Below are 24309 nucleotides of genomic sequence, written 5' to 3' on the forward strand. Positions count from 1 at the left end.
AGATCGTGCTGCTCGGCTCCACCGGCTCGATCGGCACCCAGGCGATCGACATAGTCCGGCGCAACCCGGAGCGGTTCCGGGTGGTCGCACTCGGCGCGGGCGGCGGAAACGTGGCCCAGCTCGCCGCCCAGGCGCTCGAACTCGGGGTCGAGGCGGTCGGGGTCGCCAGGGCCTCCGCCGCGCAGGACCTGCAACTCGCCTTCTACGCCGAGGCGGCCCGGCAGGGCTATCCGGCCGGCGGCTTCCGGATCCCGAAGATCGTCGCGGGACCCTCCGCCATGGCCGAACTCGCGGAGTGGCCCTGCGACATCGTGCTCAACGGCGTCGTCGGCTCGCGAGGGCTGGCACCGACCCTGGCGGCGCTGCGCGCCGGCCGTACTCTGGCGCTGGCCAACAAGGAGTCGCTGGTGGCCGGCGGCCCGGTGGTGCGGGCCGCGCTGCGCCGGCCGGACCAGATCGTGCCGGTCGACTCGGAGCACTCGGCGCTGGCGCAGTGCCTGCGCGGCGGTGGCCGCGCCGAGGTGCGTCGGCTGATCCTCACCGCCAGCGGTGGCCCGTTCCGGGGCCGGCGCCGGGAGGAGCTGACCGGGGTGACGCCCGAGCAGGCGCTCGCCCATCCCACCTGGAACATGGGGCCCGTGGTCACGATCAACTGCGCCACCCTGGTGAACAAGGCGCTGGAGGTGATCGAGACCCACGAGCTCTTCGGCGTGGCGTACGACGACATCGAGGTGACGGTCCACCCGCAGTCGGTGATCCACTCGATGGTCGAGTTCGTCGACGGCTCGACGCTGGCCCAGGCGAGCCCGCCCGACATGCGGCTGCCGATCGCGCTCGCCCTCGGCTGGCCGGACCGGGTCCCCGACGCGGCCGGGGCGGTGGACTGGACCGCCGCGCACAGCTGGCAGTTCACCCCGCTGGACGAGGCCGCGTTTCCGGCCGTACGCCTGGCCAAGCAGGCCGGCGCGGTCGGGCGGTGCCGGCCGGCGGTCTACAACGCGGCCAACGAGGAGTGCGTGGCGGCATTCCTGGCCGGCCGGCTGCCGTTCCTCGGCATCGTCGAGGTGGTGGAGCGGGTGCTGGAGGCCACCCCGGAATTTGCCGAACCGGGTACCGTCGAGGAGGTGCTCGCCGCCGAGTCCTGGGCGCGGGCGCGGGCCCAGGAGATCATCGCCAAAGCGGCAGAAGGAGCCTGATGCTGTATCTACTCGGGGTGGTGGCGTTCGCCCTGGGAATCCTCATCTCGGTGAGCCTGCACGAGGCCGGGCACATGCTCGTGGCCAAGCGGTTCGGGATGAAGGTCACCCGCTACTTCGTCGGCTTCGGCCCCACGATCTGGTCGTTCCGGCGCGGCGAGACGGAGTACGGGCTCAAGGCGATCCCGCTCGGCGGCTTCTGCAAGATCGTCGGGATGACACCGCAGGACGACGACGTCGACCCGGCGGACGAGCCCCGGGCGATGTGGCGGTTTCCGCTCTGGAAGCGGACCGCCGTGATGGCCGCCGGCTCGGCGGCGCACTTCGCGCTCGCCGTCGTCACCCTCTGGTTCGCGGCGATCTTCATGGGGCTGCCCAACCCCGACTACCCGAGCACCACGGCCGAGATCCGCAACGAGCCGGCCCGGATCGAGCTGGCGCCCTGCGTGGTCCAGGAGAACGTGGCTCGGGTCTGCGGGCCCGGCGACCTGGCGAGTCCGGCTGCCCAGGCCGGTCTCCGCGACGGTGACGTGATCACGGCGATCGGCACCCGCCAGATCGGTAACTGGGGCGAGATGCTGGATGCGATCCGGGCGACCGAGCCGGGTCCGGCGGAGGTCAGCTACCTGCGCGACGGCGCCACCCACACCGCCCGGGTCGACCTGGCCGAGGTGCAGCGGCCGCCGCAGGACCGGGCGGACGGCCCGGTCGGTCCGGTGTCGGCGCTCGGCGTCGGGCTCGGCACCCCGCCGACCGTCACCTACAGCCCGCTCTCCGCCTTCGGTGCCACCGCCGATTTCACCGGCACCATGGCGGTCAACACCGCGCACGCGCTCCAGCGCCTGCCGCAGAAGGTCCCGGCCCTCTGGGAGGCGATCACCGGGGCGGAGCGCGACGTCGACACCCCGATCAGCGTGGTCGGGGCGAGCCGGCTCGGCGGCGAGGCGGTGCAGCACGGCCTCTGGGAGGTCTTCGTGCTGCTCTTCATCTCGCTCAACTTCTTCATCGGCGTCTTCAACCTGCTCCCGCTGCTGCCGCTCGACGGCGGCCACATCGCCATCTCCTGGTTCGAACGGGTCCGGTCCTGGCTCTTCGCCCGGCTGGGCAGGCCGGACCCCGGGCGGGTCGACTACTTCAAGCTGATGCCCGTAACGTACGCTTTGATCCTGATCGGCGGCGCGTTCACGCTGCTCACCATCACCGCCGACGTGGTCAACCCGATAACCCTGATCCAGAGGTGAGGACAGAGTGACCGCCGTCAGCCTCGGCATGCCCGCCGTGCCGCCGCCACCGCTGGCCGCCCGCCGGGCCAGCCGACAGATCAAGGTCGGTTCGGTGCTGGTCGGGGGCGGCGCGCCGGTCTCGGTGCAGTCGATGACCACCACGCTGACCGCCGACGTCAACTCGACGCTCCAGCAGATCGCCGAGCTGACCGCCTCCGGCTGCCAGATCGTCCGGGTCGCGGTGCCGTCCCAGGACGACGTGGAGGCGCTGCCGGCGATCGCGAAGAAGTCGCAGATCCCGGTGATCGCCGACATCCACTTCCAGCCGAAGTACGTCTTCGCGGCGATCGACGCCGGCTGCGCCGCCGTCCGGGTCAACCCGGGCAACATCCGGCAGTTCGACGACAAGGTCAGGGAGATCGCGGCGGCGGCCTCGGCGGCCGGGGTGCCGATCCGGATCGGGGTCAACGCCGGCTCGCTGGACAAGCGGCTGCTGGCCAAGCACGGCAGGGCCACGGCGGAGGCGCTTGTCGAGTCGGCGCTCTGGGAGTGTTCACTCTTCGAGGAGCACGGCTTCCGCGACATCAAGATCTCGGTCAAGCACAACGACCCGGTGGTGATGATCCGGGCGTACCGGCAGCTCGCGGAGCAGTGTGACTATCCGCTGCACCTCGGGGTGACCGAGGCGGGCCCGGCGTTCCAGGGCACCGTCAAGTCGGCGGTGGCCTTCGGCGCGTTGCTCGCCGAGGGGATCGGCGACACCATCCGGGTCTCGCTCTCCGCGCCGCCGGTCGAGGAGATCAAGGTCGGCGCCGCGATCCTGGAGTCACTGGGGCTGCGCGAGCGTGGCCTGGAGATCGTCTCCTGCCCCTCCTGCGGGCGCGCCCAGGTCGACGTCTACAAGCTGGCCGAGGAGGTCACCGCCGGGCTGGAGGGGCTGCCGGTGCCGCTGCGGGTCGCCGTGATGGGCTGCGTGGTCAACGGCCCCGGCGAGGCCCGGGAGGCCGACCTCGGGGTGGCCTCCGGCAACGGCAAGGGCCAGATCTTCGTCAAGGGCCAGGTGATCAAGACGGTCCCGGAGGGTCAGATCGTGGAGACCCTGATCGAGGAGGCCGTCCGGCTCGCCGACGAGATGGGCGCCGAGCTTCCCGAGGAGCTGCGCGACCTGGTCGTCAAGCCCACCGTCACGGTGCACTGACCGAGCAGAGCTCGGCCAGGGGCCGGGTCGTCCTGAACACCTGAGAAATCCGGCGATCGGCGTGTGACAGCGGCCGACGAGCCGGACAGGTGGGGGGTATGGACGACGAAGGAAAAAACAGATGAGCGGAGCCGGCCCCGGCGCCCGGGAGGAGCGCTTTCGGGCCCTGCACCTCGAGACGTACGCCGATCTGCTGCGCTTCGTCGAGCGGAGGGTGCCGCCCGGTGAGGCCGAGGACATCGTGTCGACGGTCTTCCTGACGGCCTGGCGGCGCTTTGACGAGCTGCCGGACGACACCCGGCCGTGGCTCTTCGCGGTGGCCCGTAGGACCATGACGAATCAGGCCCGCGGCTGGTTGCGGCGTCGGGCGTTGGACGTCCGGCTGAGGTCGTCCGAGGCGCGCGAGCTCGCCGACGACTCCGCGGGTACGGCGGCACGGATCGACCTGGAGCGCGCCTGGGCCGCCCTGAGCACGGCGGACCGTGAGGTGCTCGCGTTGGTCGCGTTCGACGGTCTGACCGCCGAGCAGGCGGCCACCGTGCTGGGCTGCCGGAGGTCGACCTTCGCGATGCGACTCGGCCGGGCGCGACAACGCCTGCGGGCCGCCCTCGAACCGGCGGAACCCGCCACCCGCTCGTCTCTCCGCCCCCGGTCTCTCAAGGAGCAGCAGTCATGGACGCAAGCGTGAAGGATCTGGAGCAACTGGCTGTCCTTGACCCGGCGCGGGAGCGGGTGCCGACCGAGATGGAGTGGGCCCGCTCGCAGGCGTTCGTCGAGCGGGTGATGGCCGGCGAGGTCACCGGCAGGTCCGCCCACCGGCCGGTGGGGCGCTGGCTGGCGGTGGGCGTGGCCACGGTCGCGGCGGGCGTCGTCGCGGCGGCGGTGGTGCCCGCGCTGCTGCCCGGTGCGGCCGACCGGGCGGTCGCAGGCTGGACGGCGGCACCCAGTCCACGCACCGGCGAGCAGGTACTCCCGCAGGCGCGGGCGTGCGCCGGCAACGGCGTCGGGGGGAACTCCTCGACGGTCCGTCCGTCGGACGTGCTGCTCGCCGAGCAGCGCGGGGACGCGACGCTGCTCATCATGCGCAAGAGCAGCGGCAACATCGTCGAGTGCATGAGCGTGGGCAAGGACCAGCTTGCCTCGATGGGGCTGACCGACGGTCGCCCGCTGCCTCCTCCGCCCGCCGGCACGGTCAACCTGGAGACGATGAGCTCCACCGGGAACGGCCGCGACATGTGGTCGAACATGGTCGGCCTCGCCGGCCCGGGAGTCACCGGGGTGGAGCTGCGTCTCGACGGTGGCCGGGTCTTCCACGCCAGTGTGAAGGGCGGCTGGTGGGCGGCCTGGTGGCCGGGACCCGAGGGCGGCGAGGTCGACCGGCTGACGGTGCTGGTGCACACCTCCGAGGGGACGACCAGCCACCGCCCGTCCGAACTGCCGTAACGACGACCGGGGCCGCTGGTCGAGGGGAGCCGGGGCGGCTGGTCGCGGGGAGCGTCGGAGTGCCCGGACGCTGGGTCGGGTCGGATGATGCCGACCGCCAGCGCCCGGGCACTTGTGGCCGGTGCCGGGGCTATTCCGACTCGGCGAGGATGGCGTAGAGCTTGCGCCGGGTCTCGTCGAGCACCTGGGCGGCCCGCTCGCGCTGGTCGTCGGTGCCGGTCATCATCACCTGGCGCAGCGCGTTCATGGCCTGGAAGCCGGCCTCCCGGATGTCGTGCCAGCTGTTGATGGTGTCCTCGGCGAACTCGGCCCACGGCGGCTGCGTCGCCGCCTGGGCAGCCTCGGCCTGGCCGGCCTCGGTGAGTGCGAAGCGCCGCCGGCCGCCACCCGACTCGGTGCTGCCGGCGATCACGCCCTCGTCCTCCAGGAGCTGCAGGGTCGGATAGATCGACCCGGGGCTCGGTCGCCAGGCGCCGCCGGTACGCGAGTCCAGCTCCTGGATCATCTCGTAGCCGTGCATCGGCCGCTCGGTCAGCAGGGCGAGAACGGCGGCGCGGACGTTGGGTCGGCGGCCCCGGCCGCCGCGGCCTCTGCCGCCGCCCCGGCCGTGGCCGTGCCCGTGCCCGGGGCCGCCCGGCGGGAAGCCGAAGCCGCGCATCCGGGCGTCCTGCATCGCGTAGAAGCGTCGGTGAAAACCCATCTGGGCCTCCTCTGGACTGTCGTTGATAGCTCAACGATATATCGGGAAACTATCGTCGACAACGCCATTGCCTCCGGAGTCGATTCCCCGGGCGCACCTGATGTGACTTCTATCACATGTTGCCGGCGCCACCCTGGGAACGGGCGGCGCCGGCAGCGGGCGTCAGGAACGGGTCAGGATGCCGTACAGGTGGGTGTGGGCGGGCTGTTGGTGCCGTTCCAGGTGCCGAGGAACCCGAAGTTGGTGCTGGCCCCGGCGCCGAGCGCACCGTTGTGCGACACGTTCGTCGCGGTCACCGCCGAGCCACTACTGGTGACGGTCGCCTCCCAGGACTGGCTGACCGTCTGGCCGTTGCCGAACGTCCAGTTCACCCGCCAGCCGCTGATCGCGGACGAGCCGGCGGTGACCCGTACGTTGGCCTGGAAGCCGCCGGTCCACTGGCTGACGACCGTGTACGCCGCCGTACAGCTGCGGCCCGGGGCCGGCGGGGTGGTGGCCGGCGGGGTCGGCGGGATGGTCGGAGGCGTCGTCGGCGGGGTGGTCGGGCCCCCGGGGCCCCAGCCGCCGGTGGTCTCCAGCCAGGCCGCCCGCTGGAACATCCAGTCCCGCATGAACTGCACCTGTCCCTGCCAGGTCGGCGAGGTCGGCGTGATGAACGGGCCGAGCATCCGGGTGCTGAGATTCGGCCAGCGCTGGAAGTTGCGCTGCGCGGCGGCGGTGAGCGGTGCGGTCAGCCGGTCGATCCGGGACTGGAGCTGGGCGTTGGAGAGTACGCCCCGGCGCAGCTCCTGCCAGCGCGCCCTGACCCGGTTGACGAACGCCGGATCCTGGAGCAGCCGCTGGAACCAGTCGTTCGCGCTCGGGGTCCGGGTCTGCTGGTGCTGCCAGCCGGCGATCTGGTCGTTCTGGAAGAAGCCGCCCACCCCGAAGGTGAGGTCGAAGTCCCAGAGCGGGCCGGCGACGATCCTGCTGTCCCGGTCCTTGTGGAAGTAGGCGCTGCGCAGGTATGCGTCCATGCCCCGGGTCAGCTCGTTGACGATGAGCATGTCCACCCAGGAGTTGACGTCGATGAAGGAGGGATAGCCGGTCGTCGGGTCGGCGAAATTCGGACCGCGGAGCACGTCGTGGAACTGCTGGAGGTGTTGCCGGAGCCAGTCCCGCTGTGCGGGTTGCAGCGGGTCCGGGTCGACCACCTCCAGGTAGTGCCAGCAGGTGGCGTCGGCACCCTGGCAGGGCAGGGTCGGCTCCTCCGCCGCCATCCACTCGAACTTGAAGATGTAGCCGCCGGTCAGCTTGGGCAACGTGACGTCGTCCTCGTCGAGCTGCTTCAGGTCGAGCCGGTTCTTCGAGTTCTTGATCGTTTCGACGATCAGGTACACCCCGAGGTAGTCGTTCGCGGCCACCGGTTGGGCGTCGGTGTTCACGTACACCTCGGCGAAGGCGTAGCGCGGGGCGTACAGGCCCATGTCCTGGCCGAGGCCGTGCACGAAGGCGTCGCGGATCAGCGCCTTGTCGGTGTACGGCCCGCGCAGCACCCAGTCGGAGTCGGCCGGCATGCCCAGCAGCGGCAGGTCGGTGTCGTCGTCGGTGTTGTCCCGCAGTTCCAGCCGGTAGGGCGTCTTCGGGAACATCGCACTGGAGTTGCCGCGCAGGTGGAAGGCGCCCCGGCTGACCAGGCTCGGTGCGGCGGAGAGCGAGGTCGATCCGTTGGTCGGCCGGAACTCCATCACGGCGGTGTCGATGTACTCGCGCCCCGGCGCGCCCTGCCCGTACGCGTCGAGCAGCAGTACCGGCAGGTCGTGGTTGGTGGTGACGGCACGGGCGACGTACATGGCGGTGCCGGGCGCGCCGGTCGCGGTGCCGTTGAGGTAGGCCTGCGCCCGGAGTTGGGTGGTGCGGGTGAACCGCAGCGGGGTTCCGGAGTAGACCGGCGAGGCCGGACCGGGCGGCTGGCCGTCGGTGGTGTACCGCACCTGGGCCCCGCTCACCGTGCTGCCCAGCGAGACCGAGACCTCGTTCTGGAAGGTGCCGCTCGGCACGGAGAAGGTGATGTCGCCGGTCGGGTCGGCCGCCGCCCGGGCCTCGGCCGCCGCTGGCGCGTCGGGCACCGCCGCCAGGCGGCCGGCGGCGCCGGCCGGATCCGCGCCCGGACCCGCGGCGGGACCCAGGGCGGCGGCGACCAGGAGGCCAACCGCGTAGTAACTGACTGTACGCACCTTTTACTCCGTTCCGGGGATGTGCGGTGGGTGGATGGTGCCCGCCACCGGGCTGAACCCGGGTGCGTCGGTGCAGCGAGCCGACCGGTGGTCGTCGATGACCCCGGTGGGGTGAAAATGCCGGCGCAGGGTGCGGCGCCACGGCGTGCACGGGAGGTCGGGCCGGAGCGCGGCCATCCCGGTCGCGTACTTGGAGATCCGGGTCGGCCGGTGGCCCCGCGCCCAGAGCAGGCGGTCCACGCAGGACGCCGTCGAGCCGGTCTTGGTCTCGATCACCGCGAGATCCGGGAGCTGGAGCGGTTCGCCGGCACCCTCCCAGGTCAACTCGGTGTCGATGGTGACCCGGCTCACCGTCGAGGCGAGAAAGAGGGTGCTGCGCCGGTAGCGGGTGACGAGGACCGGTGCGAAGGCCCGGTCGTCCATCGCGATCGACTCCCGGGCGAGCACCTCCTCGACGAACCGGCGTCCGGGGGAGAGCGTGGTTTCGTGGTCCGACGGGTACGGGAGCCGGTCCTTCACGGTGTTGCCCCGGGGGCCCCGGGTCTTCACCTCCAGCCAGCATTCGGCGGAGTCGAGATAGGTCCGGGTGCGTACCTTGAACCGGCGTCGCCGGCGCTGGGCGCTGAGCAGATAGCTGGTCAGCTCCGGGGTGTCGAAGTAGACCGAGCGGTAGCTGAAGGAGCGGCGGCCCTCGATCTCCAGGGCCAGGGTGTCCGGGCCGACCTGGCCGATGACGGCGTGCGCCTCGCTGACCGGCAGCACGTACTTGCGGTCCACCCGGGTCTGCAACGCGGCGCGCTCGGTCAGCTCGTCCAGTCCGATCGGCGCGAGGTGCCCGGCCAGGGCGCAGTCGACGGGGGCGGCGGTCATCGGGCCACCCCACCGGAGGCGACCGCGACGTTCCGGACCGCCCGCTGCACCGGCGGGTGCGAGTAGCGGACGTCGACCAGGGTGGTGTCGTTTACCAGGTCGAGCCGCTGGATGCTGGCGGAGTGCACCCGGGCGCCGAGCATCTGTTCGAGGTAGGCGATCAGGGCGACCTGGTCGGTGAAGGCCGAGTCGAGGAACATGCTCTGCCGCCGGTAGTTGCGGAACATCCGGGGGTGGTCGCCGACGAACATCACCAGGAGGATCAGAGCCATCATGGTCGGCACGTGCCAGGCCGGGCCGCCGCCGAGCGCGGAGAGGATGCCGAGGGCCAGCGCGGAGAAGTAGTACGCCACCTCGTGCTGGTCGAGCTCCGTGGAGCGGAGCCGGATGATGGAGAGCACTCCGAAGAGCGCCAGTCCGAGACCCAGGCCGGTGCCGGCGTTGCTGGTGCCGAGCGAACTCGCCACCGCCATCACCCCGATGTTGACACCGAGGTACGCGGCGACGAGGTCTCGACGCCGGTGGCGTGGGAAGTAGAGCCCGAACACGAGCAGGGCAACTGCGACGATGTCGGTCGCAAAGAGGGCGAGTTGGGGCATGGATCCTGTCCTCCTGGATATGATCCGATGGCCGGTGGGTGAACGGACGCCAACCAACAGGTTACATCGAACGATATCGATTTCCTTGCCCGGTTGTCGCTAACAGCTTGTAACAGGGAAAATTCGTGATTGTCTATCTTAGGGGATCTGTCCGCCGAACGCCGACGGCGGCTCCGCCCGGGTCCTTCCCGGGGGAACCGCCGGATGGTCGGCCGTCAGAGGTCGGCGGTGTTCAGGAGGTGGCGCCGCCGAGCACCCGCAGACCGGGCAGGGCCCGGCCCGAGTAGTCGAAGAGCGCCTGGTTCTCCCAGCCGTCGCCGGAGGTCGGGTCGGCCGGATCCCAACCGGCACCGTCGACGGCGGTCCAGGTCGGCTCCCAGTAGAAGACCCCGAGCGCGCCGGGCACGGCGGCGACGGTGGTGACCATGTCGCGGATCGCCTCCGCCTGACCCTGCGGCGTCGCCGGATAGCCGCCGGCCTGTTGCAGGGCGGCGTTGAAGATGTTCGCCTCGTGGTCGTGCTCGACGAGCGTGAAGCCGTAGCCGGTCTCCACCACCATCACCGGCCTGCCGTACCGGGCGGTGAGGTCGAGCAGGTTCGCCTGGAGCGCGCCGAGCGGCCCGTGCCAGTAGGTGTAGTGCGAGACGGCGATGAGATCGAACGGCACGCCACGGCTGACCGCGTTGTCGAACCACCAGCGGTGCCCGCCGTTGTCGCCGCCCTCGGCCAGGTGCAGGGCGACCCTGCTGTGCGGTGAGGCGTCGGTGACCGCCGTGCTCGCGGCGGTGAGCAGCGCCGCCAGCCCGTCCCAGTTGTCCCAGCGGCCGTCCGGCCAGAGCAGCCCACCGTTGATCTCGTTGCCGACCTGCACCATGTCGGCCGGGGTGCCCTGCCGGCGCAGGCTCGCCACCACGTCGTGGGTGTGGTCGTAGACCGCCTGCCGGAGCTGCGCGAAGGGCAGGTCGGCCCAGGCGGCGGGCTTGAACTGCTTGCCCGGGTCGGCCCAGGTGTCCGAGTAGTGGAAGTCGATCAGCAGGCCCATGCCGAGGGCCTTCGCCCGGCGCGCCTTGGCCAGGACGTCCGCCCTGTCGCTGAACCCGTCGGCCGGGTCCACCCAGACCTTCATCCGGGCGTAGTTGACGCCGTTGTGCCGGAGGATCCGCAGCGCGTCCCGGGGCGGGCCGACCCGGTCGCGGTAGACCGCGCCGTGGTGCTCGTTCTTGGTCAGGTGCGAGACGTCGGCGCCGGCGATCCGCAGCGCCGGGGCGCCGGCCGGCCGGGTGGCCGGGGAGAGGGTCAGGTCGTCGAAGTGCGCCCACTGCCCGGCGTCGCCCTCGGAGGCGAGAGTGACGGTGCACCGGCCGGTGCTGACCCGGGCGGTGACGGTCACCTCCACCCACCACTGCTCGCCGGTGCGGGGCAGGTCGACCCGCTGGCTCCGCCCACCGCAGCCGGTGAGCGACACGTACGCGTCGCGCTGACCACCGCTGGCGCGTACCGAGAGCCGGAGGGTGTGGTCGCCCCGGCGCAGCCCGGTGAGCCGCTGGTAGGTCTCCACCCGGTAGGGCCGGTCCGCCCGGTGGGTGAGCCGGTTCGCGCCGGTGCGGCCGCCGGGTTCGACGTAACTGGCGGAGCGCTGGCCGCGTACCGACCATCCGGCCGGTGACCCGTCGGGGGCGGTGGTCTCGAAGCCGGGGTTGAGCACTGCCGGTGTGCCGCCGGCTCGGGGTCCGGCCAGTGCGGGTCGACCGAGATCCGGTACGACCACGGCAGCCGCCAGCGCCAGAGCCACGAGCGTGGTCTTCCTGGTCCGCATCGCTCGACGTTCCTCCTCGATCGAATGCCGTGCCGTCGCCAGCCCCGACCGCCTCGTCGAGGGCATGGATTGGGAGCGCTCACAGAACCATCACCGCCGATGGATGTCAAGCCGCTGCCGATGCGCCCGAGGCGTTAGGAAGGGCCCCCGCTACAACAGAAAACGATAAGCGGGGGCCCTTCCTTGCACCTCAGGTGCGGAGGGTGCGGGCGGTGCCGGCGGGGAGCGGGCAGGTGCCCGGGTGGAAGGTTCCGTCGAGCAGGTCGGTGCCGGTCACCGGCAGGTCCACGTCCCGGTCGGTGTGGTTGATGGCGACCAGGAACCGGGTGCCGTCGGCGCCGGCCCGGCGGACCAGCTCGACACCGTCGGGCACCCCGTCCGGCGGGACCAGGCCGGCGTCCCGGTACGCGGCCCGGAGCACCGGGGCCAGGCCGGCCGCGGTCAGCCGGGTGGAGACGTACCAGGCGTGGCCGGTGCCGAGGGTGTGCCGGGTGACGGCCGGTCCACCGGCGGCCGGACCGTCCTGGTAGGTCAGCACCGGCTCGGCGCCGTGCGGCACGACGATCTCGGCCCAGACGTCCCCGATGTGTCCGGCCCCTCCGGTGTCGCCATCCGTGCGCCCTCCCGGGCTCCCGTCGCCCCCGTCGCCGTCGACGTCGGTACCGCCGACGGTGCCGGCCGTCCCGGCGGACGTCGCCGGTGCCAGTCGGACCGTCTCGCCGGTGCGCAGCGGCAGGAACTCCTCCACGGTCAACCCGAGCAGGTCGCGCAGCGCGCCGGGGTGGCCGCCGGGGTGGACGGCGTCGTCCGCGTCCACGATCCCGGAGAAGTACGAGACCAGCAGTGTGCCGCCGCCCGCGACGTACCGGCGCAGGTTCTCCGCCGCGGCCGGCGTGGTCAGGTAGAGGCTCGGTACGACGACCAGCCGGTAGCCGTCGAGCGGCCGTTCCGGATGGGCGAAGTCCACGGTGAGCCGGTCCCGCCAGAGCCGCTCGTAGTAGGCCGCCACCCGTTCCCGGTAGTCGAGGTCGACCGAGGGTCGCCAGTCCAGCTCAACGGCCCACCAGGACTCCCAGTCCCAGAGCATCGCCACGTCCGCGACGACCCGGGTGCCGCGCAGCGGTTCGAGGCTGGGCAGGTCGGCGCCGAGCGCCACCACCTCGCGCCAGATCCGGGTGTCGGTGCCGCCGTGCGGCAGCATCGCGCTGTGGAACTTCTCGGCGCCGAACCGGGACGCCCGCCACTGGAAGAAGAGCGCCGACTCGGCTCCCCGGGCCAGGTGGGCCAGGCTGTTGCGGCGCAACTCGCCGGGGCGCTTGGCGATGTTGCGGGGCTGCCAGTTCACCGCCGAGGTGGCGTGCTCCATCAGCAGCCACGGCCGGCCACCGGCCACCGCCCGGGTCAGGTCGGCGCACATCGCCAGCTCGATGTGGTTCTCCGGCTCCTCGGCGCGCAGGTAGTGGTCGTTGGAGACCACGTCCACCTCGGCCGCCCAGCGCCAGTAGTCGATGGTCTTGCAGTTGGCGATCATGAAGTTGGTGGTGACGGGAACGCCGGGGGAGAGCCGGCGCAGGATGTCCCGCTCGCGGCGGAAGTTGGCCAGGTGCGCGTCGGAGGAGAAGCGCAGGAAGTCGAGCTGCTGGCTGGGGTTGACCGAGGTCGGTGCGGCGACCGGCGGCTCGATCTCGGCCCAGTCGCCGTACCGCTGGCCCCAGAAGGTGGTGCCCCAGGCCGCGTTCAGCCCGTCGAGGTCGCCGTACCGGGTGCGCAGCCAGTCCCGGAACGCCTCGGCCGAGGTGGCGCAGTGGCAGAGGGCGTTGGCGCCGCCGTACTCGTTGTGCGAGTGCCAGAGCACCAGTGCCGGGTGGTCGGCGTAGCGGCGGGCGAGCTGCTCGGTGATCCGCGCGCTCGCCTCGGCGTACGCGGGTGAGCTGGGACAGAACGACTGCCGCGCCCCGCCGCCCAGCGGTACGCCGTGCCGGTCCACCAGCCGGGCCTCCGGATACCGGCGGCGGAACCAGGCCGGCGGTACCGCCGTCGGGGTGGCCAGGTCGACCGCGATCCCGCCGCCGTGCAGCAGGTCGAGCAGCCGGTCGAGCCAGCCGAACTCGAACCGCCCCTCGGCCGGTTCGAGCAGGGCCCAGGCGAAGATCCCGACGCTGACCAGGTTGACCCCGGCGGTGCGCATCAGCTCGACGTCCTCGGCCCAGACCGGTTCCGGCCACTGCTCGGGGTTGTAGTCGCCGCCGTACGCCAGGCGGGCCAGCCGGGGCAGTGGCCCGGCCCGGCCGGCGACGTCCGCCGCGGCTGCCACCAGTTGCGGGGTCTGACTCATGCGGGATCTCCGTACTGTGTGCGCTCCCAAGGATAGTGCGCATGATTTCACACGGATCTACAAGGTGAACAAGTGCAGAAACGTGTCTTGACATGATTGATCGAGAGTCGAAGACTGTGAGCGCTCCCAGTTGTTTCTGGCCGATCACCAGCCGATGACACCGTGAAAACTGAGAGGTTGAGATGACCCGTACGCTCGGCGCGAAGATCCTGGCGTTGGCTCTCGGCGCCAGCCTGGTCGCCGCCTGCACCTCGACATCGAACGACGACCCGGCGGAGCCGACCGGCCCGGTCGAGCTGACCTTCTGGTCCTGGGCGCCGAACATGGAGAAGCTGGTCGACCGGTGGAACGCCGACAACCCGGAGACCACGGTGACGCTGAGCAAGCAGGCCGGCGGTGCAGACATCGTCGCCAAGCTGCTCACCGCGGCCAAGGCGGGCAACCCGCCGGACCTCGCCCAGGTCGAATACCAGGCGCTGCCGACGCTGGTCAGCAACGACGTGCTGGCCGACATCGCCGAGCAGGCCAAGCCACTCGCGGAGAAGTTCGCCGAGGGCACCTGGCGGCAGGTGACCCTCGGCACCGACGCGGTGTACGCGATCCCGCAGGACGCCGCCCCGATGATGCTCTACTACCGCACCGACCTCTTCCAGCAGTTCGGCCTGACCGTGCCGAAGACCTGGGAGGAGTTCGCGCACACCGCCCGCACGCTGCGGGGTAGGAGTACGAAGCACTTCCTGACCACCTTCTCGGCCAACGACCCCGGGTGGTTCGCCGGGCTGGCCCAGCAGGCCGGGGCGAACTGGTGGGGGATCGACGGCGAGTCCTGGCGGGTCACCGTCGACGACGCGGCGACCAGGAAGGTCGCCGACTACTGGGGCGGGCTCGTCGGCGAGGGTGTCGTCGACGGCAACCCGATGTACACCCCGGAGTGGAACAAGGCGCTCAACGACGGGACCCTGCTGGCCTGGCCGAGCGCCGTCTGGGCCCCGGGCGTGCTGGTCGGCAACGCGCCGGACACCAGGGGAAGGTGGGCGATGGCGCCGCTGCCACAGTGGAGCGCCGGGGAGAACCGGACGGGCAACTGGGGCGGCTCCTCGACCGGGGTCACCTCGGCCTCGAAGCACAGGACGGCGGCGGTCCGCTTCGCCACCTGGCTGAACACCCATCCGGACGCGACCAGCATGCTGGTCCGGGAGTGCGCCGTCTATCCGGCGGCCCGGGACGCCCAGTCCGGCCCGGGGCTGGCCTCGCCGCCGGACTTCTTCGCCGGGCAGGCCGACTTCTATCCGCTGGCCAGGCAGATCGCCGAGACCGCGGCCGGGGTCACCTGGGGGCCCAACGTCAACGTCACCTACGAGACCTACCAGGACGCGTTCGGCAAGGCGATCACCGAGAAGACGCCGTTCGGCGCGGCGGTCGACGCGATGCAGACCGCGACCGTCGACGACATGCGGAAGAACGGCTTCACCATCGCCGGCTGACCCGGCAGCTGACCCGGCCGACCCCAGCACGGCCGGCGACCGAGCCGGCCGACCGAAACGGAGAGTCCATGCCAACGGCCACCGCAGGGGTGCGCCGCCGGGGAAGGCGGACGGGAGCCCCGTACGCCTTCCTCGCCCCGGCGGTGATCCTGTTTCTCGCCTTCTTCCTCGCGCCGATCGGGTACGCGGCGTACCTGAGCCTGCGCAAGGTCCGGATCTCCGGGCTGGGACTCGGTCGGGGCGCCCGGACCGAGGTCTTCGCCGGGCTGGAGAACTACCGCAACGCGGTCAGCGACCCGGAACTCTGGTCCGGCACGCTGCGGGTACTCGGCTACGGTGCCCTGCTGGTGCCGACCATGCTGGGGCTGGCGCTGCTCTTCGCGCTCCTGCTGGACCGGCCCCGGGCCCAGCTCGCCCAGTTCAGCCGCACCGCGATCTTCCTGCCCTACGCGGTCCCGGCGGTCATCGCCAGCCTGCTCTGGGGCTTCCTCTACCTGCCGGCGACGAGTCCGCTCAACGACCTGCTGGCCCGCTTCGGGCTGCCCGAGCCGGACCTGCTCGGCACCGACGTGGTCTTCTACGCGGTGGTCAACATCGCGCTCTGGGGCGGGGTCGGCTTCAACATGATCGTGCTCTACACGGCGCTGCGGGCGATCCCGCCGGAGCTCTACGAGTCGGCCCGGCTCGACGGCTGCTCCGAGATCCAGGTCGCGCTCCGGATCAAGATTCCGCTGCTCGTCCCGGCCCTGGTGATGACCACGCTCTTCACCATGATCGCCACGTTGCAGGTCTTCAGCGAGCCGATGACGCTGGCGCCGATGACCAACTCGATCCCGTCGACCTGGACACCACTGATGAAGATCTACCGCGACGCCTTCGCCACCGACGACCGGTACGCCGCCGCGGCCACCTCGGTGTTGTTCGCCGCGGTCACCCTGCTGCTGTCGCTGGGCTTCCTCCGGCTGGTGCAGCGGCGCGCCTTCGGACAGGAGCAGTGAGATGGCCGGAAGCATCGGCACGGAGACCGTCACCAGCACCACCCGGGCCGGCACCGCCGAACCGCGGCGGCCGGCGGCGACCCCGACCGGGGGCCGGCGAGAGGGCGGGCTCGCCCGGCTGGTGCCGACCGCGATCCTGCTGATCGGGGCGGTCTACTGCCTGCTGCCGGTGGCCTGGGTGGTGGTCGCCTCGACAAAGAGCGCGGGCAGCCTCTTCAGCACCTCCACCTTCGCCCCCGGCGGCGACCTGGTCGACAACCTGGTCGACCTGTCGACGTACCGGGACGGGCTGTTCTGGCGGTGGATGCTGAACACCGCCCTGTACGCCGGGGTCGGTGCCGCGCTCTCGGCCGCCGTCTCCGGGCTGAGCGGCTACACCCTGGCCAAGTTCCGGTTTCCGGGCCGGTCGGTGGTCTTCAACGTCCTGCTGGCCGGGGTGCTGGTACCGGCGATCACGCTGGCCGTGCCGCAGTACCTGCTGCTGGCCAAGGTCGGGCTCACCGACACGTACTGGTCGGTGCTGCTGCCCAGCATCGTCAGCCCGTACGGCATCTACCTGGCCCGGATCTACGCGGCGGCCGCCGTGCCGGACTCGGTGGTCGAGGCGGCCCGGGTGGACGGCGCGACCGAATTCGGCATCTTCCGCCGGGTGGCGCTGCCGATGATGTTTCCCGGGCTGATCACGGTCTTCCTGCTCCAGTTCGTGGCGATCTGGAACAACTTCCTGCTGCCGTTCATCATGCTCGCCAACGACGAGCGGTTCCCGGTCACCCTGGGCCTCTACACGCTGCTCAACCAGGGCAACACCCAGCCCGCGCTCTACCGCCTGGTGATCGCCGGGGCCCTGCTGTCGATCGTCCCGCTGGTGGCGCTCTTCCTGTCGCTGCAACGCTTCTGGCGGATCGACCTGCTCTCCGGCGCGACCAAGGCATAGCGCGCGGAGGCACAGCGCGCGGAGGCACAGCGCGCGGAGGCATAGCGCGCGGAGGCACAGCGCGCGGAGGCACAGCGCGGCGGACGCGGGCGCGGTGGCGGCGGAACGGCGGATGCGGGGCGAGATGGCGCGGGCGAGGTGTGTCACAGGCACCGGTACCGCCACCGGGGGCCGGTGCGGGGACAATGACAGGGTGACCGCGCCCGACCGCAGCCGTATCCGCCGGACAAGGCCCCGCCCGACCATGGACGACGTGGCGGCGGTGGCCGGCGTCTCGCGGGGCACCGTCTCCCGGGTGCTCAACGGCGGGCACAACGTCAGCGGCCCGGCGCTGGAGGCGGTCCGCCGGGCGATCCGCAAGACCGGCTACGTGCTCAACCAGCACGCCCGGAGCCTGGTCACCCAGCGCTCGGACTCGGTGGCGTTCATCCTCTCCGAGCCGCAGGACCGGCTCTTCGAGGACCCCAACTTCAACATCCTGCTCCGCGGCTGCACCCAGGAGCTGGCCGAGCACGACATCACCCTGCTGCTGACGATCGCCGGCACGCAGGAGGACCGCAAGCGGGTCGGCCGGTACGTCACCGCCGGCCACGTGGACGGCGCGCTGGTGATCTCCTCACACGCCGGCAGCCCGCTCCTCGACGAGCTGGACGAGCGGGGCCTGCCGTTCGTGGCGGTCGGCCGCCCGCTCGGCCGGGAGTCCGACGTCAGCTACGTCGCCGCCGACGACCGGGGCGGCGCCCGGCAGATGGTCGGCTACCTGCGCTCCCGGGGGCGGCGCACCATCGCCACCATCACCGGCCCGTTGGACACCTCCGGCGGGGTGGACCGGCTCGCCGGCTACCACGACGTGCTGGGCCAGACCGATCCCCGGCTGGTGGTGACCGGCGACTACAGCCACGACAGCGGCGAGGCGGCTATGGAGCAGCTGCTGCGGCAGGCGCCCGAGCTGGACGCCGTCTTCGTCAGCTCGGACCTGATGGCGACCGGTGCGATCGCCGCGCTACGCCGGGCCGGGCGGCGGGTGCCGGACGACGTCGCGGTCGGCGGCTTCGACGACTCCAAGGTCGCCACCACCTCGGTGCCCCGGCTGACCACGATCCGGCAGCCGTGGACCCGGATCAGCGCCGAGATGGTCCGGCTGCTCCTCGGGCACCTCGCCGGGGACTCGCACGCCGCGGTCATCCTCCCCACCGAGCTGGTGATCCGCGAGTCGGCGTGACGGTCGGCCGGCAGCCGTCGGCCGGGCAGCCGTCGGTCGGGCAACGGTCAGCCGGGCAACCGTCGGTCGGGGAGCGGTCGGTCGGGCAACCGTCGGTCGGGGAGCGGCCGGCCCGGGAGTGCGGGTAACGGTCCGTCTGTCCGGTCCGGCGCGGGCCGGACGCGGTGATCCGGCCCGTTCCCCGGCCGATGATCTGGCAGGCTGGTAAGCGTGCTGATGGTGCCGGTACGCCAACTCGGTGAGGCCGAGCGCGGTGCGGTGGAAGGAATCCTCGACCTCGATCCGTTCGCCGCCGCACAGGTGGCGGAGCGGGTCGCCGCGAACGGCCTGTCCTGGTGGCGGGCGGACGGTCGGGTGCTCGGCTACGGCTCCCGGGACAGCATCGAGGCACTCTGCTGGCTGGGCGGGCAGGTCACCCCGGTCCGGGCCGGCCGTTCGGCCATCACCGCCTTCGCCGAGGCGCTGGGCGCGGAGGAACGGACCTGCTCGTCGATCGTCGGGCGGGCCGACGGGGTGCTCGGGCTCTGGGAGCGGCTCTCCGCCCGGTGGGGGCCGGCCCGGGACGTACGCCCCAACCAGCCGCTGCTGGCGACCGACGCCGCCCCGCAGGTGGCGCCGGACCCCGACGTGCATCCGGTCCGGCCCGGCGAGATCGACGCGCTCTATCCAGCGGCGGTGGCGATGTACACCGAGGAGGTGGGTGTCTCACCGCTGGCCGACGACGGTGGGCGGGCCTACCGGCAGCGGGTCGCCGAGCTGGTCCGGGCCCGCCGGGCGTACGCCCGGTTTCTCGACGGCCAGGTGATCTTCAAGGCCGAGCTGGCGGTCGTCACCCGGCGCACCGCGCAGATCCAGGGGGTTTGGGTCGATCCCGCCTGGCGTGGCCGGGGGATCGGGGCCGCCGCGATGGCGGCGGTGGTCCGGGACGCCCTGGCCCGGGTCGCGCCCACCGTGAGTCTCTACGTCAACGACTACAACGCGCCGGCCCGCCGGGTCTACCAGCGGTGCGGCTTCCGCACCGTCGGCACCTTCGCCACCGTGCTCTTCTGAGCCCACCGGGGCACACCCGTCCCCACCGGGGCACACCCGTCCCCGCCGGGGCACACCCGTCCCCGCGCCGGTCAGGAACCGGACGTCGGCCACCGTCCGTCGACGGTACGACGCCGGTGGGGCCGGCCCGTACCGCCGGCGACCTGCCCGACGGCGACGGGTGCCCGCGCCAGCCCGAGCGCGAGCCCGCTCGCCACCCCCCAGACGGCCAGGTCGAACAGGAGCAGCCGCTCGACCGATCCCATCAGGAGGCTCCGGCCGACCAGCAGCAGGGCGAGACCGGCGACCAGCGAGAGCGGCAGCGCGACCGCGACGGCGACCACCGCGATCCTGCGCAGCGGCCGGTCCACTCCGGCCGCTGCGGCCACCACCAGCATCGCCAGCACCGGTCCGGCCACGGCCGCGATGCTGGCGCCGCCGTGCACCAGATCGGCCGGGACGACCCGGTCGAAGGGAGGCAGCGGGCACGCGGCACGGCAGCTCACCCCGGCGGAGACGCCCGTGGCGACCGCGCTCGCGACCAGCAGCCCGGTCGCCAGGCGGAGGGCGGGCGGCAGGGCCACCCCGAGCAGCACCAGCCCGGCGGCGACGGCCAGCAGTCCGAGCCGGTACGGCCAGACCGTCGCGCTCTCCGCCGCGCCGGCCTCACTGACGTAGCCGGCGAGTTCCGGAGCCGGCCCACCGGCCACGGCGAGAGCCACCGACACCGTGCCGGCCAGCGTGCAGGCCGCGGCCGCGAAGGCGGCGGGCGCCCGGCGGGCGGCCCTCACCTGCGGCGGGCGCCGGCCCGGGGCCGGTCGTCGACGTCGACAACCGAGCCGGAGGAAGCCTGCGCCATGCGGCCAACCTATCCCGCGACCGGAGGGCCGGTGGAGGATCCGCTGGACAGGCCCTAGAGTGTGGATCGATCAACCACGACCCGCCGGATCCCTCGGCGCCGCCCGCCGGTCGCAGGTCGTGGCCGACCAGCCCCTGCACGGACCGGAAGTGACGAGCTGAGGCGGATATGCGATTGCCGGACGGGCTACCCGCGGACATCGATCTGACCCGACCCAGCGCCGCCCGGGTCTACGACTACTTTCTCGGTGGCGCGCACAACTTCGAGGTCGACCGGCGCCTCGCCGAGCAGATCGCCGCGATGACGCCGCACCTGGCCGAGACGATGCGGGCCGGCCGGGCGTTCCTCCGGCGGGGCGTACGGATGCTGGTCGGCGAGGGCATCGACCAGTTCCTCGACATCGGCTCCGGCATCCCCACCGCCGGCAACGTGCACGAGGTCGCCCGAGAGATCGACCCGCGGGTCCGGGTCGTCTACGTCGACATCGACCCGGTCGCGGTGGCGCACAGCCGGTCGATCCTGGCCGGCGACGAGCAGACCGGGGTGGTGCACGGCGACCTGCGGGAGCCGGAGCGGATCCTGGCCGAGGCGCAGAAGCTGGGTCTGATCGACTTCGGCCGGCCGGTCGGCGTACTACTCGCCGGGGTGGTGCACTTCATCCCGGACTCCGACGACCCGCAGGAGATCCTGGCCACCCTGCGCGCCGCCACGGTGCCGGGCAGCCACCTGCTGCTCTCGCACGCCACCCACGAGGGCCAGCCGCCGGAGATGCTCGACGCGCAGCGGCTCTCGGCCCGGACCTCGACCGAGATCACGCTCCGCTCCCGGGCCGACGTCACCGCCTTCTTCGGCGGTTTCACGGTCGTCGAACCGGGGGTGGTGCATCTGCCGCTCTGGCGACCGGACGGACCGGCGGACGCGGTCGCCGACCCGCAGCGGCTCGGGGCCTTCGGCGGCGTGGGCCGGCACGACGGCGGCGCGGGCTAGCGGTGTCGACCTCCGTCACCGGAGCCGGCGATTCGCCGGCGCCCGCCACCGGCCAGCGGCTCGACGCCGACCACCATCAGGTCGGTCCGGGCGGGGACCGGGCCGGCATCGAGCTGTACGCGCACCGCTGGGCGACGGCACTGACCGGGCGGGGCTTCGTGCCGACGAGTGCCGCCGAGCATCAGCGCCTGCTGCTGGGGCAGACCGAACGGCTCGCCCGGGCGATGCTGGCCGAGCCCTTCACCGCGCAGCCGGCGTACGACGTCGGCCGGGCCCTTGTCGACGCCGAACTCACCGAGCCGGAGATGCTGGACTGGTCGGTACGCGTCCTCGGCGACCAGTTCCGCACCCTCGTCGCGCCGACCTCCGGCGGACCGGAGGCGTCCGGACCGGAGGCGTCCGGACCGGAAGCCTCCGGGGGCGGACCGGAGGCGTCCGGGGGCGGACCGGAGGCCCCGGCCCGGGTCGCCGCCCTCCAGGGTGCCCTGGCGGCCGGGTTCGCCCGGGCCCTGCGCGAGCGGACCCTCACCCAGCAGGAACGGATCGCCCGCTCCGTCTGGGAGGCCAGGGACCAGATCGAGCGGGCGCTGCGGGACAGCGAGGCGCGGTTCCGGGCGGTCTTCGTCGACGCCGCGATCGGGATCGGCATCGCCGACATCGACGGGCGGATCCTCGACGTCAACCGCGCCTTCGTCGAGCTGCTCGGCTACTCGGCGGCCGAGCTGCGCGAGATGAACGTCGCCGCCCTCTTCCATCCGGACGACGCGGCCGGGATGTGGGAGCTGTACCAGGAACTGATCGAGGGCAAGCACGACACCATACGGGTGGAGAAGCGCTACTACCGTAAGAACGGCAGTGCGATCTGGACCGACCTGGCGGTGTCGCTGATCCGGCACGACGACGGCCGACCCCGGTTCACCGTGGCGATGATGGAGGATGTCACCGAGCGGCACAGGTTGCAGGAGCGGCTGCGCCACCAGGCGTCGCACGACCCGCTGACCGGGCTGCCGAACCGCACCCTCTTCCTCGACCGGCTCGGCGAACTCTTCGCCACCCGCGAGGCGGACGACCGGGTGGGGATCTGCTTCCTCGACCTCGACGGCTTCAAGGCGGTCAACGACAGCCTCGGGCACGCCCTGGGGGACAACCTGCTGGTCACCGTCGCCAGGCGGCTCGCCGACAGTGTGGCCGGGCAGGGATACCTGGTCGCCCGGATGGGCGGCGACGAGTTCGTGGTCCTGCTCGACCACGACGCCGGGTGCCGGGCGGTCAAGGCGATGGGGGACCGGATACTCGCGACGGTCGCCGAGCCGGTGCAGGTCGGTGAGCACCGGCTCTCGGTGACCGCCAGCATCGGCCTGGTCTCCGGGCCGCTCGGCACCACCTCGGTCGCCGAGATGATGAAGGCCGCCGACGTCACCCTGCACTGGGCCAAGGCCGAGGGACGGGCCCGGTGGGTGAGCTACGACCCGGCGCGGCGGGCCCGGGAGCAGGCCCGGTCGGCCCTGGTCGCCGCCATGTCGGCCGGGTTGGCCCGGGGCGAGTTCCTCCTCGACTACCAGCCGATCGTGGCGCTGGCCGACGGATCGATCTGCGCGGTGGAGGCGCTGGTCCGGTGGCGGCACCCCGAGCGGGGACTGCTCGGCCCGGACGAGTTCATCGGCCTGGCCGAGGAGACCGGGCTGATCGTCGAGCTGGGCCGGTGGGTGCTGACCCGGGCCTGCGAGGCGGCGAGCCGGTGGCACCGGGACTTTCCCGATGCCCGGGTGGTGGTCAGCGTCAACCTGGCCGCCCGGCAGGCCGGCGATCCGACCATCGTCGACACGGTCTCGGAGGCGCTGCGCCAGGCGGACCTCCCCGCCGACCTGCTCCAGCTCGAGCTGACCGAGAGCGCGGTGATGGCCACCGCCGGCGAGCCGCTGCCCGCGCTGCGCCGGCTGGCCGCCCTCGGCGTACGGCTGGCGATCGACGACTTCGGCACCGGATACTCCAACCTGGCGTACCTCCGCCGGCTGCCGATCCACAACCTCAAGCTCGCCGGCCCGTTCGTGGAGGGCATCCGGTCCAGCGACCGGCAGGGTCTGGTGGACGGCCGGATCGTGGACGCGCTCGTCCGGCTCGCGCACGCCCTGGGGCTGACGGTCACCGCCGAGGCGGTCGAGACGGTCGGGCAGGCCGACCAGCTCCGGGCACTGGGCTGCGACGCCGCCCAGGGGCGATACTTCGCGCCGCCGGCCCCGGAGGCCGAGATCATCCGGCGGTTGGCGGCCCGGGCGGAGCGGCGACTCGACACCACGGCCTGACGCGGCGCCCCGGCCTGACGCGGCGCCCCGGCCTGACGGGGTGGCCCGGCCTGACGGGGTGGCCCGGCCTGAACGGGTGGCCGGGCCTGACGGGGTGGCGGATGCGGTGCCTCCGGCGGCGGTAGGGCACCCTGGGAGGCGTGGACATGACCGACACCGAGTCCGTGGTGACCCTCCTGTGTGGCGTGACGATCGTGATCGGCGTCTGCGGGGTGATCGTGCCGATCGTCCCGGGACTCATCCTCTGCTGGCTGGGCGTGGTGGTCTGGTCGTTCCTCGGTGACGGCGAGGGGGGCGGTCGCTGGGTGGTGCTGGGCCTGGCCACGGTGATCGCGGTCTTCGGCACCACTGTGAAGTACCTGTGGCCGGGGCGGAACCTGAAACGCAGCGGTGTGTCGACCGTCTCGCTGCTCGCCGGGGGCGTACTCGGGCTGGTCGGATTCTTCGTGGTGCCGGTGGTCGGGCTGGTGCTCGGCTTCGTGCTCGGGCTCTGGCTCGCCGAGCTTGCCCGGCTCGGGGACGCCCGGCAGGCCTGGCCCTCCACCCGGCACGCGCTGGCGGCGGTCGGGCTCGCCCTGCTGGTCGAGTTGGCCGCCGCGCTCGGCATCACCGGCGTCTGGCTGGTCGGTCTCGTCCTCACCTGAGCGCCGGCCGCCCTGTCTCTCGGGAAGGCCGGACGGGGCGAGTGCGGCGGCGCGGAGCGGGCGCTGGCACGACCGGCGTCGCACCCGATGAGAGAGGTGACCGCGCCCCGCGCCGCCGCGGGAGCCGGGTCGTCCGAGAACCCGGCGTCGGGCCCTGGTGCGGGCCCGTCGGGTCCGGCAGAGCCGGACCGGCGCGCCGAGATCGCGCGCGATGCCGTCCGGTCAGGCCGGGGACCCGGCGCGCCGGCGTGGG

General features: G+C 72.4%; 20 protein-coding genes. 13 read left to right on the forward strand and 7 right to left on the reverse strand.

All coding sequences use genetic code 11. The annotated features are described in order from the left end of the window. Nucleotides 1-5 precede the first annotated feature (5 nt). From dxr to ACN27G_RS04240, 5 genes are all read left to right on the forward strand, one after another. On the forward strand, nt 6-1196 hold the full coding sequence (gene dxr, locus ACN27G_RS04220) for a 1-deoxy-D-xylulose-5-phosphate reductoisomerase (protein WP_421497228.1): 1191 nt from the start codon (nt 6-8) through the stop codon (nt 1194-1196). Beyond that, nucleotides 1196-2437 carry a M50 family metallopeptidase gene (locus tag ACN27G_RS04225; RefSeq protein WP_421491461.1) on the forward strand — a complete coding sequence of 414 codons (1242 nt, stop codon included), beginning with the start codon at nt 1196-1198 and terminating at the stop codon, nt 2435-2437. The genes dxr and ACN27G_RS04225 overlap by 1 nt, the downstream gene beginning before the upstream one ends. A gap of 7 nt (nt 2438-2444) precedes the next feature. Next, entirely contained in the window at nt 2445-3617 is a 1173-nt protein-coding gene (ispG, locus tag ACN27G_RS04230) for a flavodoxin-dependent (E)-4-hydroxy-3-methylbut-2-enyl-diphosphate synthase (protein ID WP_421491462.1), read from the forward strand. A 121-nt stretch (nt 3618-3738) separates the two neighbouring features. Further along, the gene (locus ACN27G_RS04235) at nt 3739-4305 is read left to right on the forward strand and encodes an RNA polymerase sigma factor (protein ID WP_421491463.1); all 567 of its coding nucleotides are present in this window, start codon (nt 3739-3741) and stop codon (nt 4303-4305) included. Further along, complete coding sequence (locus tag ACN27G_RS04240) at nt 4290-5060, forward strand: hypothetical protein (RefSeq protein WP_421491464.1); 771 nt, start codon at nt 4290-4292, stop codon at nt 5058-5060. Before ACN27G_RS04235 ends, ACN27G_RS04240 begins: the two co-directional genes overlap by 16 nt. A 130-nt stretch (nt 5061-5190) precedes the next feature. Here the strand turns inward: ACN27G_RS04240 and ACN27G_RS04245 are convergent, their stop codons facing one another. The 6 genes from ACN27G_RS04245 to ACN27G_RS04270 form a co-directional block, all read right to left on the reverse strand. Beyond that, nucleotides 5191-5760, reverse strand: coding sequence for a PadR family transcriptional regulator (locus ACN27G_RS04245; protein WP_421491465.1), 570 nt, complete (start codon nt 5758-5760; stop codon nt 5191-5193). A 173-nt stretch (nt 5761-5933) separates the two neighbouring features. Beyond that, a complete protein-coding gene (locus tag ACN27G_RS04250; RefSeq protein WP_421491466.1) occupies nt 5934-7976 on the reverse strand; it encodes a CotH kinase family protein in 2043 nt (680 codons plus the stop codon). 3 nt (nt 7977-7979) lie between these two features. Beyond that, complete coding sequence (locus ACN27G_RS04255) at nt 7980-8846, reverse strand: polyphosphate polymerase domain-containing protein (protein WP_421491467.1); 867 nt, start codon at nt 8844-8846, stop codon at nt 7980-7982. Continuing rightward, nucleotides 8843-9445, reverse strand: a complete 603-nt coding sequence (locus ACN27G_RS04260) for a DUF4956 domain-containing protein (protein ID WP_421491468.1) — start codon at nt 9443-9445, stop codon at nt 8843-8845. Before ACN27G_RS04260 ends, ACN27G_RS04255 begins: the two co-directional genes overlap by 4 nt. Before the next feature lie 232 nt (nt 9446-9677). Next, entirely contained in the window at nt 9678-11261 is a 1584-nt protein-coding gene (locus ACN27G_RS04265) for a glycoside hydrolase family 53 protein (RefSeq protein WP_421491469.1), read from the reverse strand. 190 nt (nt 11262-11451) lie between these two features. Further along, nucleotides 11452-13596 carry a beta-galactosidase gene (locus ACN27G_RS04270; RefSeq protein ID WP_421491470.1) on the reverse strand — a complete coding sequence of 715 codons (2145 nt, stop codon included), beginning with the start codon at nt 13594-13596 and terminating at the stop codon, nt 11452-11454. A gap of 182 nt (nt 13597-13778) precedes the next feature. Between ACN27G_RS04270 and ACN27G_RS04275 the strand changes: the two genes are divergently transcribed. The 5 genes from ACN27G_RS04275 (at nt 13779) to ACN27G_RS04295 (ending at nt 19284) form a co-directional block, all read left to right on the forward strand. Then, nucleotides 13779-15080, forward strand: coding sequence for an ABC transporter substrate-binding protein (locus tag ACN27G_RS04275; RefSeq protein ID WP_421491471.1), 1302 nt, complete (start codon nt 13779-13781; stop codon nt 15078-15080). A gap of 68 nt (nt 15081-15148) precedes the next feature. After that, nucleotides 15149-16078, forward strand: a complete 930-nt coding sequence (locus tag ACN27G_RS04280) for a carbohydrate ABC transporter permease (protein ID WP_421491472.1) — start codon at nt 15149-15151, stop codon at nt 16076-16078. Between the two features lies 1 nt (nt 16079). After that, complete coding sequence (locus ACN27G_RS04285; RefSeq protein WP_421491473.1) at nt 16080-17012, forward strand: carbohydrate ABC transporter permease; 933 nt, start codon at nt 16080-16082, stop codon at nt 17010-17012. A 193-nt stretch (nt 17013-17205) separates the two neighbouring features. Then, nucleotides 17206-18234 carry a LacI family DNA-binding transcriptional regulator gene (locus ACN27G_RS04290; protein WP_421491474.1) on the forward strand — a complete coding sequence of 343 codons (1029 nt, stop codon included), beginning with the start codon at nt 17206-17208 and terminating at the stop codon, nt 18232-18234. A 210-nt stretch (nt 18235-18444) separates the two neighbouring features. Continuing rightward, nucleotides 18445-19284 carry a GNAT family N-acetyltransferase gene (locus ACN27G_RS04295; protein WP_421491475.1) on the forward strand — a complete coding sequence of 280 codons (840 nt, stop codon included), beginning with the start codon at nt 18445-18447 and terminating at the stop codon, nt 19282-19284. A gap of 71 nt (nt 19285-19355) precedes the next feature. Here ACN27G_RS04295 and ACN27G_RS04300 read toward each other — a convergent pair whose 3' ends face one another. Further along, nucleotides 19356-20054 (reverse strand): DUF998 domain-containing protein, encoded by a 699-nt coding sequence (locus ACN27G_RS04300; protein WP_421491476.1) that lies wholly within the window; start codon nt 20052-20054, stop codon nt 19356-19358. A 236-nt stretch (nt 20055-20290) separates the two neighbouring features. Between ACN27G_RS04300 and ACN27G_RS04305 the strand changes: the two genes are divergently transcribed. The 3 genes from ACN27G_RS04305 to ACN27G_RS04315 all read left to right on the forward strand — a co-directional run bounded on the left by ACN27G_RS04305 (nt 20291) and on the right by ACN27G_RS04315 (nt 24056). Beyond that, on the forward strand, nt 20291-21109 hold the full coding sequence (locus ACN27G_RS04305) for an SAM-dependent methyltransferase (RefSeq protein WP_421491477.1): 819 nt from the start codon (nt 20291-20293) through the stop codon (nt 21107-21109). Between the two features lie 107 nt (nt 21110-21216). After that, nucleotides 21217-23412, forward strand: coding sequence for a putative bifunctional diguanylate cyclase/phosphodiesterase (locus tag ACN27G_RS04310; RefSeq protein WP_421497229.1), 2196 nt, complete (start codon nt 21217-21219; stop codon nt 23410-23412). A 140-nt stretch (nt 23413-23552) separates the two neighbouring features. After that, nucleotides 23553-24056: a DUF456 domain-containing protein gene (locus ACN27G_RS04315; protein WP_421491478.1), complete on the forward strand. Its 504-nt coding sequence runs from the start codon at nt 23553-23555 to the stop codon at nt 24054-24056. Nucleotides 24057-24309: the final 253 nt, after the last annotated feature.

The sequence above is a fragment of the Plantactinospora sp. WMMB334 genome, from assembly GCF_049179095.1.
Classification (GTDB): Bacteria; Actinomycetota; Actinomycetes; order Mycobacteriales; family Micromonosporaceae; genus Plantactinospora.

Bases quoted from the DNA above. Each gene is read 5' to 3' on its own strand.
- ACN27G_RS04245 (WP_421491465.1), bottom strand. From the start codon at position 5,760: ATGGGTTTTCACCGACGCTTCTACGCGATGCAGGACGCCCGGATGCGC.
- ACN27G_RS04265 (WP_421491469.1), bottom strand. From the start codon at position 11,261: ATGCGGACCAGGAAGACCACGCTCGTGGCTCTGGCGCTGGCGGCTGCC.
- ACN27G_RS04270 (WP_421491470.1), bottom strand. From the start codon at position 13,596: ATGAGTCAGACCCCGCAACTGGTGGCAGCCGCGGCGGACGTCGCCGGC.
- ACN27G_RS04235 (WP_421491463.1), top strand. From the start codon at position 3,739: ATGAGCGGAGCCGGCCCCGGCGCCCGGGAGGAGCGCTTTCGGGCCCTG.
- ACN27G_RS04255 (WP_421491467.1), bottom strand. From the start codon at position 8,846: ATGACCGCCGCCCCCGTCGACTGCGCCCTGGCCGGGCACCTCGCGCCG.
- ACN27G_RS04305 (WP_421491477.1), top strand. From the start codon at position 20,291: ATGCGATTGCCGGACGGGCTACCCGCGGACATCGATCTGACCCGACCC.
- ACN27G_RS04260 (WP_421491468.1), bottom strand. From the start codon at position 9,445: ATGCCCCAACTCGCCCTCTTTGCGACCGACATCGTCGCAGTTGCCCTG.
- ACN27G_RS04240 (WP_421491464.1), top strand. From the start codon at position 4,290: ATGGACGCAAGCGTGAAGGATCTGGAGCAACTGGCTGTCCTTGACCCG.
- ACN27G_RS04285 (WP_421491473.1), top strand. From the start codon at position 16,080: ATGGCCGGAAGCATCGGCACGGAGACCGTCACCAGCACCACCCGGGCC.
- ACN27G_RS04280 (WP_421491472.1), top strand. From the start codon at position 15,149: ATGCCAACGGCCACCGCAGGGGTGCGCCGCCGGGGAAGGCGGACGGGA.
- ACN27G_RS04225 (WP_421491461.1), top strand. From the start codon at position 1,196: ATGCTGTATCTACTCGGGGTGGTGGCGTTCGCCCTGGGAATCCTCATC.
- ACN27G_RS04275 (WP_421491471.1), top strand. From the start codon at position 13,779: ATGACCCGTACGCTCGGCGCGAAGATCCTGGCGTTGGCTCTCGGCGCC.